The 15,588-nt window shown below is 68.6% G+C and carries 12 protein-coding genes; 9 read left to right on the top strand and 3 right to left on the bottom strand.

What is annotated here, in order from left to right; translation table 11 throughout:
* The first annotated feature begins 23 nt into the window (after positions 1-23).
* The 8 genes from ACO07J_RS16910 to ACO07J_RS16875 all read left to right on the top strand — a co-directional run bounded on the left by ACO07J_RS16910 (position 24) and on the right by ACO07J_RS16875 (position 8,888).
* A complete protein-coding gene (locus tag ACO07J_RS16910) occupies positions 24-215 on the top strand; it encodes a DUF6494 family protein (RefSeq protein ID WP_300893249.1) in 192 nt (63 codons plus the stop codon).
* A 5-nt stretch (positions 216-220) separates the two neighbouring features.
* Positions 221-1,276: an Mrp/NBP35 family ATP-binding protein gene (locus ACO07J_RS16905; RefSeq protein ID WP_422031088.1), complete on the top strand. Its 1,056-nt coding sequence runs from the start codon at positions 221-223 to the stop codon at positions 1,274-1,276.
* A complete protein-coding gene (locus tag ACO07J_RS16900) occupies positions 1,273-1,986 on the top strand; it encodes a DUF4444 domain-containing protein (RefSeq protein WP_422031087.1) in 714 nt (237 codons plus the stop codon). Before ACO07J_RS16905 ends, ACO07J_RS16900 begins: the two co-directional genes overlap by 4 nt.
* A complete protein-coding gene (locus ACO07J_RS16895; protein WP_422031086.1) occupies positions 1,983-2,462 on the top strand; it encodes a DUF6505 family protein in 480 nt (159 codons plus the stop codon). Before ACO07J_RS16900 ends, ACO07J_RS16895 begins: the two co-directional genes overlap by 4 nt.
* A 71-nt stretch (positions 2,463-2,533) precedes the next feature.
* Positions 2,534-4,438 carry a sensor histidine kinase gene (locus ACO07J_RS16890; protein ID WP_422031410.1) on the top strand — a complete coding sequence of 635 codons (1,905 nt, stop codon included), beginning with the start codon at positions 2,534-2,536 and terminating at the stop codon, positions 4,436-4,438.
* A 176-nt stretch (positions 4,439-4,614) separates the two neighbouring features.
* Positions 4,615-5,577 (top strand): TAXI family TRAP transporter solute-binding subunit, encoded by a 963-nt coding sequence (locus ACO07J_RS16885; protein ID WP_422031085.1) that lies wholly within the window; start codon positions 4,615-4,617, stop codon positions 5,575-5,577.
* A 109-nt stretch (positions 5,578-5,686) separates the two neighbouring features.
* Positions 5,687-8,452: a TRAP transporter permease gene (locus ACO07J_RS16880; RefSeq protein WP_422031084.1), complete on the top strand. Its 2,766-nt coding sequence runs from the start codon at positions 5,687-5,689 to the stop codon at positions 8,450-8,452.
* Positions 8,453-8,465: 13 nt separating this feature from the next.
* Positions 8,466-8,888 carry a universal stress protein gene (locus ACO07J_RS16875; RefSeq protein ID WP_422031082.1) on the top strand — a complete coding sequence of 141 codons (423 nt, stop codon included), beginning with the start codon at positions 8,466-8,468 and terminating at the stop codon, positions 8,886-8,888.
* Between the two features lie 10 nt (positions 8,889-8,898).
* Here ACO07J_RS16875 and ACO07J_RS16870 read toward each other — a convergent pair whose 3' ends face one another.
* From ACO07J_RS16870 to ACO07J_RS16860, 3 genes are all read right to left on the bottom strand, one after another.
* Entirely contained in the window at positions 8,899-9,714 is an 816-nt protein-coding gene (locus ACO07J_RS16870; RefSeq protein ID WP_422031080.1) for an SDR family oxidoreductase, read from the bottom strand.
* Positions 9,715-9,775: 61 nt separating this feature from the next.
* A complete protein-coding gene (locus ACO07J_RS16865; protein WP_422031078.1) occupies positions 9,776-12,853 on the bottom strand; it encodes an efflux RND transporter permease subunit in 3,078 nt (1,025 codons plus the stop codon).
* On the bottom strand, positions 12,850-13,959 hold the full coding sequence (locus ACO07J_RS16860; RefSeq protein WP_422031076.1) for an efflux RND transporter periplasmic adaptor subunit: 1,110 nt from the start codon (positions 13,957-13,959) through the stop codon (positions 12,850-12,852). Before ACO07J_RS16860 ends, ACO07J_RS16865 begins: the two co-directional genes overlap by 4 nt.
* Positions 13,960-14,192: 233 nt before the next feature.
* On the opposite strand from ACO07J_RS16860, the gene ACO07J_RS16855 reads away from it, so the two are divergent.
* On the top strand, positions 14,193-15,587 hold the full coding sequence (locus tag ACO07J_RS16855) for a hypothetical protein (protein WP_422031074.1): 1,395 nt from the start codon (positions 14,193-14,195) through the stop codon (positions 15,585-15,587).
* Position 15,588 lies beyond the last annotated feature (1 nt).

Raw genomic sequence — 15,588 nt, 5'->3', positions numbered from 1 at the left:
TCAACGTTCAATGGAGAGAGACGATGAGCGACGATTTCAACATGTCGATGCGGAAGTTCCTGAAGCAGGTCGGCGTGACCTCGCAGCAGGCGATCGAGGAGGCGATGCGGGAGGCCGACACGGCCGGCAAGACCTATGCGATCAAGGCGGTCGTGACCATCGAGGAGCTGGACCTGCACCACGAGGTGACGGGCGAAATCAAGGGTCAGGAGTAATCCGCTTGGCAACACGGGACGAGGTTCTGGAGCTTCTGAAGGGCGTCGAGGCGCCGCGCGGCGGCGATATCGTGTCGGCGGGCGTGGTGCGCGCGCTGACGGTGGGCGAGGGCGGCGCGGTGCGCTTTGTCATGGAGGTGCCGCCGAAGGAGGCCGAGGCGTGGGAGGCCGTGCGGCAGAAGGCCGAAGGCGCGCTGAAGGGCGCGGGCGTGGCGGAGGTGTCGATTGCGCTGACCGGCCACGTGGAGAAGGCGCCGCCGGAGCTGAAGCCGCAGCGACCCGCGCAGACGGGGCCGGAGCGGATCCCCGGCGTGGCGCATATCATCGCCATTGCCTCGGGCAAGGGCGGGGTCGGCAAGTCGACGGTGTCGGCGAATATTGCTTGCGCCTTGGCGCAGCAGGGCAAGCGGGTTGGTTTGCTGGATGCCGATGTCTATGGCCCGTCGCAGCCGCGGATGATGGGGGTTTCCGGGCGGCCGGCGTCGCCCGACGGGAAGACGATTTTGCCGCTGCGCAATCATGGCGTCACGCTGATGTCGATCGGGCTGATGACCAACGAGGACCAGGCGGTGGTGTGGCGTGGCCCGATGCTGATGGGCGCGTTGCAGCAGATGATGATGCAGGTGCAGTGGGGGGCGCTCGACGTGTTGATCGTCGATCTGCCGCCGGGCACCGGGGACGTGCAGATGACGCTGGCGCAGAAGGCGGTGGTGGATGGCGCGGTGATCGTGTCTACCCCGCAGGACGTGGCGCTGCTGGATGCGCGCAAGGGGATCGACATGTTCAAGCAGTTGAACGTGCCGATCCTGGGCATGATCGAGAACATGTCGACGCATATCTGTTCGAAGTGCGGGCACGAGGAGCATGTGTTCGGCCATGGCGGCGTAGCGAAGGAGGCGGCTGGCCTTGGCGTGCCGTTGCTGGCGGAGGTGCCGCTCGATCTGCAGATCCGGCTGGCCTCGGACGGGGGGGCGCCGATTGTCGTGACGCAACCGGACAGCGCGCAGGCGCAGGCGTTTCATGCCGTGGCCCGCGCGCTGGTGGAGGCGGGGGCGGCATGAGCACCGCGCTCGATACGCTGGTCTTTCCGCCCGCGATGGCGGGGGAGGCGGTGTCGGGCGACCCGGCGGAGGCGGCGGTGCTGCGGGCGATCCAGGGGGTCGATGCGGGGCTGGTCGTGTACCGGGTGGCCGCCGACCGGGTGGGGGCCGCGCTGGTGTTCGCGCCGGAGGTTCCCTTGGCGCAGGCGATGGTGATGCTGCCGCTGTGCCAGGTGGGGTTTCAGAACGCGCTGGGTGCGCTGGCGCCGCCGGAGGTGGCGGTGCACCTGGAGTGGTCGGGCGGCGTGCGGGTGAACGGCGCGGGCTGCGGGCGGTTCCGGGCGTTTGCCTCGGGCGATGACGTTGAGGCAGTGCCGGACTGGCTGGTCGTGGGGTGGGAGATGCCGCTTCTGCCGCCGGGCGAGGAGACCGGGCTGACGCCGGAGGAGACGGCGCTTTACGTGGAAGGCTGTGCCGATGTGGACCCCGGGCAGTTGGTGGAGGCCTGGGCACGGCATACGCTGAACTGGATTGCCAAGTGGGAGGATTCCGGCGCCGGGCCGCTGCATGGGGAGTGGCGCGGGCTGGCGCATGGCATGGGCGAAACCGTGAGCGTGGACGGGGTATCCGGCACGTTCCTCGGCCTGGACGAGAGCTTTGGCATGCTGCTGCGGCAGGGCGAGGAGACGGTGCTGATCCCGCTGACGAGAAACCTGGAGGAGAGCCCATGAAACTGGCCCGTGCGATCCATTTCGACGAGAGCGACATGAACGTGTTCGCCAAGCCCGCGCGCACCGGGGAATGGTGCGTGCCGGGGGGCTTCGAGTTTTCCGACTGGGGCGAGGGTGACCTTGTCGGCAAGGCGCGGCAGGCCTTCGCCAATGGCTGGCTGGGGCTGGAGACGTTCGGGCGGGTCACCTTCGTGGCGGTGACACAGGTGGAGACGGCGGAGGTCGAGGTGCTGGAACGGGCGCTGGCGGAGCATTTCGTGGTCTATTACGGCGCGCCTTCGGCGGAGGCGGCCCTGCCGGTGGCACGGGAGGAGATCGGGCACATGGCGGAGCTGTGTGACGAGCATGACCCCAACACGCTTCTGACCGTGGCGCGGGAGCTGACCGAGGCCGGGGTGCGGGAGGTGTTCCGGGTGATCGAGCCGCAGGATGCCGGGCTGGAGCAATTCGCGATTCACGGATCGCTGGACGAGTGAGGGCGCTGGGCGTCTTCCGTTCGATCCGGGTACGCCTGCTTTTCCTTGCGCTGGCGCCGCTGGTGGTGCTGATGCCGCTGCTGCTTTTGCTGGGGATGACCCGGTGGACGGCGGATTATGACAAGGTGTTGATCGCGAACGTGGAATCCGACCTACGGATTGCCGAGCAGTACCTTGCGCGGATCATGGAGACGACCGGCGAGGAGCTGACCGGCGTGGCGGAATCGGTGCGGTTTGCCGAGGTGCTGGCGGCGGAGGGCGCGGCGCGGGAGCGGTTCCTGGAGGAGACGCAGGCGCGGCTGGGCCTCGATTTCCTGTATATCCTGCCGGTGGCGGAGGCGGGGCCCACTGCCGAGCGCTGGCCGGTGGTGGAGGCGGCGCTGGGCGGGCGGCCGGCGACGGAGATCGACATTTTCCGGTCGGCGGAGCTGGCGGCGTTCGACGCGGACCTGGCCGACCAGGCGCGGATCGACCTGATCCCGACGCGGGCCGCCGTGCCGACCGACCGGGTGGTCGAGGAGCGGGGCATGGTGGTGCATTCCGCGGCACCGATCCGGCGGAACGGGTTCGAGGGGGTGCTGGTGGGGGGTATCCTGCTGAACCGGAACCTGCAGTTCATCGATACGATCAACGCGCTGGTCTACCTCAACGCCGTGACCGGGGGCGAGCGGCAGGGGACGGCGACGCTGTTCCTGGACGATGTGCGGGTGTCCACCAACGTGCGGCTTTTCGAGGATGTGCGGGCGCTGGGCACACGGGTGTCGGCGGTGGTGCGCGAGGCGGTGCTGGACGAGGGGCGGACCTGGCTGAACCGGGCCTTCGTGGTGAATGACTGGTATATTTCCGGCTACCTGCCGCTGCGCGACAGTTTCGGGAATGCCGTGGGGATGCTGTATGTGGGCTTCCTCGAGGCGCCGTTTACGGCGGCGAAGCGGCAGGCGGTGCTGGTGATATTCGCCGCGTTCAGCGGGGTTTTGCTGTTGTCGGTGCCGCTGTTTTTGTGGATGGCGAAGGGGATTTTCGCGCCGCTGGAGAAGATGAACCAGACGATGCGCCGGGTGGGCGAGGGGGATTTGAACGCGCGCAACGGCGAGACGCGGTCGACGGACGAGATCGGGCAGGTGGCGGGGCACCTCGATGACCTGCTGGACGAGTTGCAGGACCGGGACGCCAAGCTGCGGGCCTGGGCGGACGAGCTGGAGCAGCGGGTGGAGGAGCGGACCGCCGAGCTGCGCGATGCGAATGCCAAGCTGGAGGATACCTGGCAGCAGCTGGTGATGAGCGAGAAGCTGGCCTCGATCGGCGAGATCACGGCCGGGGTCGCGCATGAGATCAACAACCCGGTGGCGGTGATCCAGGGCAATCTCGACGTGATGCGCGAGAGCCTGGGCGAGCGCGCGGACAGCGTGGCGGTGGAGCTGGACCTGATCGACCGGCAGGTGGCGCGGATCAACGCCATCGTCGGCAAGCTGTTGCAGTTCGCCCGCCCGCACGAGTTCTCCGGGGCGGAGGAGGCGGTGGACCTGGGGCCGCTGGTGAAGGATTGCCTGGTGCTGGTCGAGCATGTGCTGTCGAAGGCGGAGATCGAGGTGGAGACCGACCTGGCGGAGGCGCCGCGGGTGAGGATCGAGGCCGGGGAGATGCAGCAGGTGGTGGTGAACCTGCTGGTGAACGCGGCGCAGGCGATGAAGGAAGCGGGCATGATCCGGCTGGCGCTTCGGGAGGAGATGCGCGACGGCCGGGAGGGGGCGCTGCTGTCGGTGCGGGATACCGGGCCGGGGGTGCCGGACACGCTGATCGACAAGATGTTCGACCCGTTCTTCACCACCAAGCGGGCCGAGGGCACGGGGCTGGGACTGTCGATTTCGCAGACGCTGATCCAGCGGGCCGGGGGGCGGATCACCTATCGCAACCTGGCCGAGGGCGGGGCGGAATTCCGCGTCTGGCTGCCCGCGGCGGAGGCCGGGGAGGCATAACCGGCCTCCGTGCCGATTGCCGTCCGACTCGCCGGGGTTGTGCGCAATCTTGTTGATTTGCGGAGCGGGGCGATTAAAAGTTGAACGCTATCAACAAGCTGCTAACGTGGCAGTAAACTTGAGGCAGGCGCCAGGAACGACCGAGCGGCGAACTGACATGCAACCAGGGAGACAGCATGAATATCTTCATCAAATCGGCCACGGCCGCGATTCTCGCAATGACCGCTACCGCCGCCACGGCGCAGGAGCGGTTCATCACCATCGGCACGGGCGGGCAGACCGGCGTTTACTATGTCGTCGGCCAGTCGATCTGCCGCCTGGTGAATCGTGGCACGTCTGAGCACAACCTGAAATGCACCGCGCCGTCGACCGGCGGCTCGATTGCCAATATCAACGCCATCTCGGCGGGCGACATGGACATGGGCGTGGCCCAGTCGGACTGGCAGTACCACGCCTATAACGGCAGCTCGGAATTCGAGGGCAAGCAGGTGGACAAGCTGCGCGCCGTCTTCTCGGTGCATGGCGAGCCGTTCACCGTGGTGGCCCGCGCAGATTCCGGGGCGGAAAACTTCGAGGACCTGTTCGGCAAGCGCGTCAACGTGGGCAACCCCGGCTCGGGGCAGCGCGCGACGATGGACGTGGTGCTGAACGCCATGGGCAAGTCGACGGACGATTTCGTCCTGGCCTCGGAGCTGAAGCCGGCGGAGCAGTCGGCGGCGCTGGGCGACAACAAGGTTGACGCCATCGTCTACACCGTGGGCCATCCCAACGGCTCGATCCAGGAGGCGACATCGACGGTCGAGGCGAAGATCCTGCCGGTGACCGGCGAGGCGATCGACACGCTGGTCGACGAGAACCCCTATTACGCCAAGGCGACCATTCCGGGCGGCATGTATGCCGGCACCGACGAGGACGTCGAGACCTTCGGCGTGAAGGCGACCTTCGTGACCTCGGCGGACGTGCCGGAAGACGTGGTTTACACGGTGGTCCAGGCGGTGTTCGAGAATTTCGACCGCTTCAAGGGGCTGCATCCGGCCTTCGAGAACCTGGCCGAGGAAGACATGATCGCCGCCGGCCTGTCGGCGCCGCTGCACCCCGGTGCGGAGAAATACTATCGCGAGCGCGGCTGGATCGAGTGATCCGGCGTTCGTGACGCACCCTTGCGGCCCCGCCTTCGGGCGGGTCCGCCCATAACAAGCGACGTGCCGGCCATGACCGGGATGCGAGACAACCAACGGGGGACATGCGATGACCGATGATGACAAGCAGTTCGAGGCCTCTGCCGTCGAACAGGCGGCCGCGGGCCGGGGCGGGCTGAGCCAGGAAGAGCTGGACGAGCTTGTCGCCTCTGCCGATACCGGCGGGCGCAGCGCGGGGCCCTTCATCACCAGGCTGATCATGGTGGTGGCGATCGTCTGGTCGCTGTTCCAGCTGTGGATCGCGAGCCCGCTGCCCTTCATGCTGGGCTGGGGCGTGTTCAACGATACCGAGGCGCGGTCGTTCCACCTGGCCTTTGCGCTGTTCCTGGCGTTTTTGGCCTATCCGGCGGCGCGGAGCCCGTTCCAGCTTGTGCTGGCGGTGGGTGTGCCGGCGCTGCTGACCTTCCTGTTCATCTACGGCGCCAAGGACGGCACGCCGATCTGGTGGATTCCCATCGTGGGGGTCGCGGTGATCGCCGCCGTGCTGCTGGGCTCGCCCAAGAACCGGGTGCCGCCGTGGGAATGGGGGCTGGCCATCGCCGGCGCCGTCGCCTCGCTTTACATCTATTTCGCCTACCAGGGCATCGCGCAACGGGTCGGCGCGCCGATCCTGCAGGATTTCGTGATCGCGGCGATCGGGATCATGGTGCTGCTGGAGGCGACGCGGCGGGCGCTGGGCCCGGCGCTGATGATCGTGGCGTCGTGTTTCCTGATCTACACGTTCCTCGGGCCGCACATGCCCTCGATCATCGCGCACAAGGGCAACAACCTGTCGGAGGTGGTGAACCACCAGTGGATCACCACGGAGGGGATTTTCGGGATCGCGCTGGGGGTGTCGACCTCGTTCGTGTTCCTGTTCGTGCTGTTCGGCTCGCTGCTCGACAAGGCGGGGGCCGGGAATTACTTCATCCAGGTGGCGTTCAGCCTGATGGGCCACATGCGGGGCGGGCCGGCGAAGGCGGCGGTGGTGTCCTCGGCGATGACCGGGCTGATCTCGGGCTCGTCGATTGCCAACGTGGTGACGACCGGCACCTTCACCATTCCGCTGATGAAGCGGGTGGGGTTCAACTCGGAAAAGGCGGGCGCGGTCGAAGTGGCCAGCTCGGTCAACGGGCAGATCATGCCGCCGGTGATGGGGGCGGCGGCCTTCCTGATGGTGGAATACGTGGGCATCCCGTATTTCGACGTGGTGAAACACGCCTTTTTGCCGGCGGTGATTTCCTACATCGCGCTGGTCTATATCGTGCATCTCGAGGCGATGAAGGCCAACATGCAAGGCTTGCCGCGTGCCTATGAGCCCAAGCCGCTGGTGGCCTGGCTGATCTCGCTGGCGTTCACCATCGCGGCGATCTGTGCGCTGTCTTTCGCGGTCTATTACGGCATGGGCTGGATCCGGCCGGCCTTCGGCGCCTCGGCGGGGTACGTGGTGTTCGCGCTGCTGGTGGCGGTCTACTTGGGGCTGCTTTACGTCTCGTGCCGCGAGGCGCGGCTGAAGATGGAGGACCCGAACGCGCCGGTCACCAAGCTGCCGGTGCCGGGGCCGACGATCCGGTCGGGTTTGCACTTCCTGCTGCCGGTGGTGGTGCTGGTCTGGTCGCTGATGATCGACCGGCTGTCGCCGGGCCTGTCGGCCTTCTGGGCGGCGGCGTTCATGGTGTTCATCCTTGTCACGCAGCGCCCGATCGAGGCGATGTTCCGCGGCGAGGGCGATTTCGGCGGGGCGGTGAAACGGGGCTTCCGAGAGCTGCTCGAGGGGCTGGAAGCCGGTGCCCGCAACATGATCGGCATCGGCATCGCCACGGCGACAGCCGGCGTGATCGTGGGCGCGGTCAGCCAGACCGGCGTGGGCTCGGCGCTGGCGGACGTGGTCGAGGTGCTGTCGGGCGGGAACATCATGGCGATCCTGGTGCTGACGGCGATCCTGTCGCTGATCCTTGGGATGGGGCTGCCGACGACGGCGAACTATATCGTGGTGTCGGCGCTGCTGGCGCCGGTGATCGTGACGCTGGGCCAGCAGAACGGGCTGATCGTGCCGCTGATCGCGGTGCACCTGTTCGTGTTCTATTTCGGGATCATGGCGGACGTGACGCCGCCCGTGGGGCTGGCGTCGTTCGCGGCGGCGGCGGTGTCGGGGGGTGACCCGATCCGCACCGGGGTGGTGGCGTTCTTCTACAGCCTGCGGACCGCGGCGCTGCCGTTCCTGTTCATCTTCAACACCGAGCTGCTGCTGATCGACGTGAACTGGGCGCAGGGGATCTTCGTCTTCGTGGTGTCGACGATTGCCATGCTGCTCTTCGCGGCGGCGACGCAGGGGTGGTTCCTGGCGCGGAACCGGATTTACGAGACGGTGCTGTTGTTGCTGGTGGCGTTCACCCTGTTCCGGCCCGGCTTCTGGATGGACATGGTGGTGCCGCCCTTCGAGGACGTGCCGCCCGCGCAGATCGAGCAGGCGTTCGGTGATGCGCAGGTTGGGCAGGATATCCGGATGACGGTCAACGGCATGAATGCCGTGGGCGACCCGGTGACCTTTACGGCGCTGATCCCGGTGCCGGCGGGCGAGACCGGGGCCGACCGCGTGCTGGCCGCCGGGATCGAGTGGATCGACAATGACGGCGAGGTGATCATCGACAACGTCACCTTCGACAGCGTGGCGCAGAAGGCGGGGCTCGACTGGGACCAGGAGATCGTCGCGGTCAAGGCGCCGGCGCCGCAGCCGTCGAAATACTGGATGTTCATTCCCGCGCTGGTGCTGCTGGCGCTGGTGGTGGTCCTGCAGCGGCGGCGGAAGCCGGTGCCGCAGGCGCAACCGGCCTGAGGAGGTGTGAGAGATGTTCGATAACGTCCTGCTGCCCATCGACCTGACCCATCCGGAATCGTGGGAAAAGGCCCTGCCGCTTGCCGTGAAGATGTGCGGCGAGGGTGGCACGCTGCACGTTCTGGCGATCGTGCATGACGTGGGCTCTGCCATGGTGGCCAGTTACCTGCCGAAGGATTTCGAGCAGAAGGCGCTGCAGGGGGCGAAGGCGGATCTCGATGCCTTTGTCGCCAACGAGGTGCCCGGGGGCACGAAGGCGGTGGCGCATGTGGGGCACGGGCATGTGCCGGAGCATATCCTGTCGGCGGCCGACGACGTGGCGGCCGACCTGATCGTGATCGCCGCGCATCCGAGCGAGCTGCGGACCTTCCTTGTCGGCTCGCACGTTGGCAAGGTCGTGCGGCATGCCACGCGGCCGGTGCTGGTGGTGCGCTGAGGCGTTTTCGTCAGATGTGACGGTGGATGCGGCGGAGGTCGGTGGTGCCGGCCTCGCCCGTCACCTTGTCGCGCAGGCGGCGCATGCTTTCGAGCCACTTGTCGTGATCGGCGGATTTGAATTGCAGGTATTGCGCGACCTGGGGGTGGGGCAGGATCAGGAAGCGTTCCTCGGCCACGCCCTGCAGGACGGTTTCGGCCACCTCTTCCGGGGAGAGAAGCCCCGGCGCATCGCCGGCCTCGTCCGGTGTGGAATAGCCCAGCAGGGGTGTTGCCACGTATTGCGGGCAGATGACCGAGACCTTGATGCCGTCGCGCCCGTGGGTGATGGCGAGGGATTCGGCGAAGCTGACCGCCGCGTGCTTGGTGGCGGAATAGGCGGCGTCGCCGATCTGGTTCAGGAGGCCGGCGGCGGAGGCCATTTGCAGCAGGTAGCCCTGGCCGCGGTCGATCATGCCGGGCAGGACGGCGCGGGCGGCGTAGACATGGGCCATGACATGCACCTCCCATGCGCGGGACCAGTCGGCGTTGCTGGCCGAGGCGGCGTGGGAGGGTTCGCCCACGGCGAGGCCGGCATTGGAGCAGAAGAGGTCGATGGGGCCGTGTTCGGCCTCGGTCCGTTGGACGAGGGCCTGGATGTCGTCTTCCTTCGTGACGTCGCAGGGCAGGCCCAGCCCGCCGAAGGTGGCGGCGGTGGCTTGAGCGGCGGCGGCGTCGAGGTCGGCCACGACGACGCGGGCGCCTTCGGCGGCGAAGCGGGTTGCCATGGCGGCGCCGATGCCGCTGGCACCGCCGGTGATGATGACGGTTTTCTGGTCGAGGTTCATGGGCGGGCTCCGGCGTGGTTTGGCCTGAGCGTAACCGGGGAGGCGCCGGGCGGGAAGCGGGTCAGTTGCCGGCGGTGCGAAGCTCTTCCTCCAGCGCCTGGGCGGAGGAGGCGCGGGAGCGGGTGGTGCTGGAGACCAGCGCGTAGGCGGCCGGGGTCAGGAAGAGGGTGAAGATCGCGGCCATGCCAAGCCCGCCGACGATGACCCAGCCGATCGAGGCGCGCGCCTCGGCCCCCGGGCCGGTGCCGAGGATGAGGGGCAGGCCGGACATCACCGTACAGATCAGCGTCATGGCGATGGGCCGCAGGCGGGCCAGCGCGGCCTCGTAGGCGGCGTCGGGGACCGAGCGGCCCTGGTCGCGGAGCTGGTTGGCGAACTCGACCAGCAGGATGCCGTTCTTGGCCATCACGCCGATGAGCATCAGCACGCCGATCTGGCTGTAGATGTTGATGGTCGTGCCGGTGAGCAGCATGGCGTAGATCGCCGCGCAGACGCCGAAGGGGACGGTTGTCATGACGACGAGGGCGCTGGTGAGGCTTTCGAACTGGGCCAAGAGGACGAGGAAGACCACCAGCAGCGCGATGATGTAGGTGGCGGTCATGGCGGTGGAGGTTTCGTCGAGCGAGGCGGCTTCGCCGAGGAAGATCAGGCCGATGCCGTCGGGCAGGCGGTCCTGTGACAGGGCGCGGACGTCGTCGATAACCTCGCGCAGCGTGACCTCGGGTGCGACGGAGGCGTCGATCTCGATGGCGCGGCGCTGGGCGTGGCGGTCAAGCTCGGCGGCGACGCCTTCCTCGGTGAGCGAGACGATCTGGTTGAGGGGGACGAGATCGCCGGTGTCGGCGCGGACGTAGAGGTTCATCAGGTCGGCCGGGTCGCGCACCGCGCCGGCGGCGGATTGCAGGAGGATCGGCACGGCCTCGTCATCTATGGTGAGCTCGGAGATCTCGTCTTCGTCGATCAGGGCGCGGAGGGTGCCCGAGAGGGTGGAGATCGGCACGCGCAGGTCGGAGGCGCGGTCGCGGTCGACGCTGATGGACAGTTGGGGCTGGGTGGCCTGGTACTGCACGCGGATGCCGGAGAGGCCGGTGACCTCGGCCAGGTCGCGGGCGAAGGTGTCGGCGGCGGCAGCGATGTCGGGGTAGTTGGGGCCGGTCAGCGCGATGCTGAGCCCGCCGCCCGAGCCGCCGCGCAGGCCGAGGCTGTTGCCGCTGCGGATGCGGGAATCGGCGCCGGGCAGGCTGTCGAGCCGGTCGCGGAGGGCGTCCTCGATCTCGGCCTGGGTGGTGGTGCGTTCGGACCACGGGATAAGGCGGACGCCGATGCTGCCGCGGTTGAGGTCGTAGCGGCCGGTTATCGAATAGAGGCCCTCGGCGGTGCCGTTATCCACATACGGGCGCAGCATCTCTTCCACTTTCACGACCTGCCGGTCGGTATAGTCGAGCCCCGCGCCGTCTGGCCCCTGGAGCCAGACCGAGACCATGCCGCGGTCTTCCGGCGGGACCAGTTCCTCTCCCAGCTCGCCGTAGAAGAGGGCGGCGCCGGCGGCGAGGACGCCGGCAAAGACGATGGTGACGAGGGGCGCGCGGATCATCGGGCCGATCATGGCGGCATAGAGCGCCATCAGCCGGCGGCCCAGCCCGGTGAAGAGCCCGCCGGAGCGGCCGAGGCTGTCGGAGAGGGAGGCCAGCATCGGGCACATGGTGAGCGCCACGAAGGTGGAGATGATGACGGTGATGGCGAGGGCGAAGCCGAACTCGGTGAAGAGGCGGCCCGCGTCGCTGGGGAGGAAGGAGATCGGGACGAAGACGGCGACGAGGGTGAGGGTGGTGGCGATGACGGCGAAGAAGACCTGCCCGGCGCCGAGGACGGCGGCGGCCCTTGACCCCATGCCTTCCTGTCTTCGGCGCTGGATGTTCTCGGTCACGACGATGGCGTCGTCGACCACGAGGCCGGTGGCGAGGACGAGGGCGAGGAGGGTGATGAGGTTGATGGAAAAGCCCATCAGCCAGATGCCCGCGACGGAGCCGACGAGCGCGATGGGGATGGCGACGGCGGGGATGAGCGTGGCGGTGAAGCGGCCGAAGAAGACCCAGATCACCGCGATGACGATGCAGAAGGCGGCGGCGAGGGTCTTGAGCACCTCGATGATGGCGCCGCGGATGAAGACGGCGTCGTCGCTGGTGACCTGAAAGCCGAGGTCGGGGAAGCGGGTTTCGAGCCGGTCGATGGCGCGGTTGACCTCGTCGGAGATGCGGACGGTGTTGGATTGCGCCTGCCGGACGATGCCGAGGCTGACCACGAGGCGGCCGTTGAGGCGGGCGACGCTGTCGGGGGTGGCGAGGCCAAAATAGACATCGGCCACATCGCCGAGGCGGACGCCCTCGCGCAGCATCAGGTCCTCGATGCGCCGGGGGTCGGCGACGGTGGCGTCGGCGCGCACCAGCACCTCGAGCGGGCCGGAGGCGAAGCTGCCCACGGGGACGTCGAACTGCGCCGAGTCGAGCGTGTCGGCCACCTCGCCGATCGACAGGCCGAAGGCGGCGAGGCGGTCGGGTTTGACCTCGACGCGGAGCACCTTCTGGCGGTCGCCGAAGAGCACCACCTCGGCCACGCCGTCGACGGCGGTGAACTCTGTCGCGATGGCGTCCTCGACTAGCTGGGTGAGCTCGTCGATGGAGCGTTCGTTGCTCCAGACGGTGACGTCGAGCACGGGGTCGGCGTCTTCCTCGGACTTGACGACGAAGAGGTCCTCGACCCCGTCGGGGAGGCGGTTTTCGACACGGCTGACGGCTTCGCGCACGTCGTTGGAGGCGTTGGCGAGGTCGCGGGAGGGGCTGAATTCCACCCGCATGCGGAAATTCCCCTCTTCCGAGGAGGTGCGGACGGAGTCGACGCCGGCGACGCGGGCGACGGCACCTTCGACCAGCGAGGCGACTTCGGCATCCATGGTGGTGGGGGAGGCGCCGGGGTAGTTGGCGCGGACCGAGACGATGGGGCGGTCGACATCGGGAAGCTCGCGCACCTCGATGCCCCAGAGCGCACCGATGCCGGCGATCATGATCAAGAGGCTCATCACCGCCGCGAGGTAGGGGCGGCGGACGCTGATGTCGGAGAGGCCGCGGCCGCCGGGGCTCATGAGCTGCCATCCGTGGCGGTGTTGAGGACGTTGACGGGGGCGCCCTCGCGCAGGCGCTGGGTGCCCTCGACGACGATGTGGTCGCCCTCGGCGAGGGGGCCGTCGACGAGGACCAGCCCCTCGCGGCGGCGGACGAGGCGGACGGTGACCTGCTCGGCGGTGCCGCCCGAGACGCGCCAGAGGTTGAGCTCGCCGCGGGAGAATTGCAGGGCGAGCTCGGGGACGGCCGGGTAGGTCTTGCCGGGCAGGTCGATGCGGAGGCTGAACGAGGCGCCGGGGCGGAGGATGTCGGCGGCGTTGTCGATGGCGGCGCGGATGCGGGCGGTGCGGGTGGCGACGTCGACGCGGCTGTCGATGGCGGTGATCTCGCCGTCGAAGCTTCGGTCTTCGACCGCCGGGGTGCTGGCGGTGACGGGCTGGCCGATCTCGACGCGGCCGAGGAGCGCCTCGGGGAGGTCGAACTCGACGAGGATGCGGCTGCGGTCGTCGAAGCTGGAGACGGTTTCATCCGTGGCGATCCGGTCGCCGGTTTCCACCGAGGCGAGGCCGGTGACGCCGTCGAAGGGGGCGCGGAGGGTGCGGCGGGCGAGGTCGGCGCGGGCCTGGTCGAGCTCGATCCGCGCGACCTTGAAATCGGTCTGGGCCTGTTCGAAGCGGGCGGTGGCGGCGGCGCCGGTGTCCTGCAGCGCCTGGTAGCGGTCGCGTTCGGAGGTGGCGCGGGAGAGGCGGGCCTCGGCCAACGCCACGGCGAGGCGTTCGTCGGTGTCGTCGAGCTGCATCAGCGTGTCGCCGGCGGCGAACCTGGCGCCGGGGGCGATTTCCAGCGCCGTAACCTCGCCCGAGGAGGGGGCGCGCAGGGTGACCGAGCGCAGGGCGAAACCGGTGCCGATGGCGGAGAAGGCGAGGTCGTCCTGCACGAAGCGGACCTCGGCGACGATGACGGGGGTGCCGGGGCCCTGGGCTTCGGTCTCGGTCTGCCGCTGGTCCGGGGCGGTGGCGGAGGTCCAGAAGGTGCGCAGCGCGTCGCGGTTCTGCCATGCCAGCACGGCGCCGCCGATCAGGACGGCGGAGACGAGGGCTTGTTTCCAGAAGGCGGTTTTCTTCAACGGCTGTTCCCTGCGGCCCGGCTTTGGGCTGGACCTAGCCCGAATTGCCGCCCCGTCACCTGTCGGGCGCGATGTTGGCCGGTTCGGGCGGCCGAGCCGGCCCGGCGTCGTGACCGGCGGGCATGATTGCCCATAAATCCGGCAGATAGCACCTTCGGGCCGCCAGCCCCTTGGCGATGCCGGACGGGCGGATTAAACCGGGTCATGCCCCTGTCGCGACATCCCCGAGCCTGATGCCCCCCAATGCCTTCATCGACCGTGCCGCCGCCGGGCTGCTGATCGTGCTGACGGCGCTGTTCGCGGCGCGGGAATGGGGCGCGGCGGTGCCGGGGGAGATCGTCGAGGGGCTGACGCTGGCGGTGCTGGGGCTGCTGGGGGTGAATGTCCGGCTGACGCGGAAGGCGTTCATCCTCGTGGGGCTTGCGCTGACGCTGTGGCTGGCGCTGGCGGGGGAGGACTGGCTGGGCCATGCGCGGCGGGGGCTGGAGAAGGCGGCCTTCGTGGCGGCGTTCTTCGTGGCGCTGTCGACATTGCGGAACGTGGCCGAGACCTCGCCCGCGCTGCGGAAGGGCGGGGCGTTCCTTGCGGCGCAGCCGCCGGGGCGGCGCTACGGGGCGCTGACGGTGGGCGGGCATCTTTTTGCGCTGTTGATCAATTACGGCTCGATCTCGCTTCTGGGGAGCCTGGCGTCGAACGCGGCGCGGGCCGAGGCCGACCCGGTGATCCGGGGCCACCGGACGCGGCGGATGCTGTTGGCGATCCAGCGGGGGTTCATCGCCTCGCTGCCGTGGTCGCCGCTGGCGTTTTCGCTGGCCATCACCACGGCGCTTATCCCCGGGGCGAGCTGGGCCGGGGCGGCGCTGCCCGGGCTGGTGACGGCGGTGATCATCACGATGACCGGCTGGGCGATGGATTCGATCTTCAAGCCGCGGCTGGGCCGGCCGCCGCCCAAGCGGGAGGTGGAGGGGTCTTGGAGCCTGATGCTGCCGCTGTTGGTCCTGCTGGCGCTGCTGGCCGTGTCGGTGTCGGGGGCGCATGTCCTGACAGGCATCCGGGTGGTGGGTGTGGTGATGGTGGTGGTGCCGGCGATTGCCGCGGTCTGGGCGGTGATCCAGCGGATCGGGCTGGGCCGGGAGGGCAGCTTGCGCGGACGGGTGCGGGGATATGTGACGGGCGAGTTGCCGGGCTATCGGGGCGAAATCGTGCTGCTGATGATGGCGGGGTATATCGGCACGGTGGGCGCGCCGGTCTTGCAGCCGCTGCTGATGTCGGCGGGCTTCTCGCCCGAGGCGCTGCCCACGTGGCTGGTGCTGGTGATCCTTGTCTGGATCGTGCCGGCGCTGGGGCAGGTGGGCATGAACCCGATCCTGGCCGTGACGCTGATTTCGCCGCTGTTTCCCAGCCCCGAGGCGCTGGGTATCAGCCCCGGCGCGATGGTGGCGGCGATTGCCGCCGGCTGGGCGATGAGCGGGGCGACCTCGCCCTTTACCGCGACGACGCTGCTGATCGGGTCGTTCGGCGGGGTCAGCGCGACCCATGTGGGGGTGCGCTGGAACGGGGTGTATTTCCTCGTGGCGACGTCGATTTTGACCGGGTGGGTGCTGCTTTACGGGCTGGTCCTGACCTGAG

Source organism: Roseovarius sp. (assembly GCF_965228755.1).
Classification (GTDB): Bacteria; Pseudomonadota; Alphaproteobacteria; order Rhodobacterales; family Rhodobacteraceae; genus Roseovarius.
The sequence above is the reverse complement of the archived record's forward strand: the minus strand, read 5'-3'. Positions and strand labels throughout refer to the sequence as shown.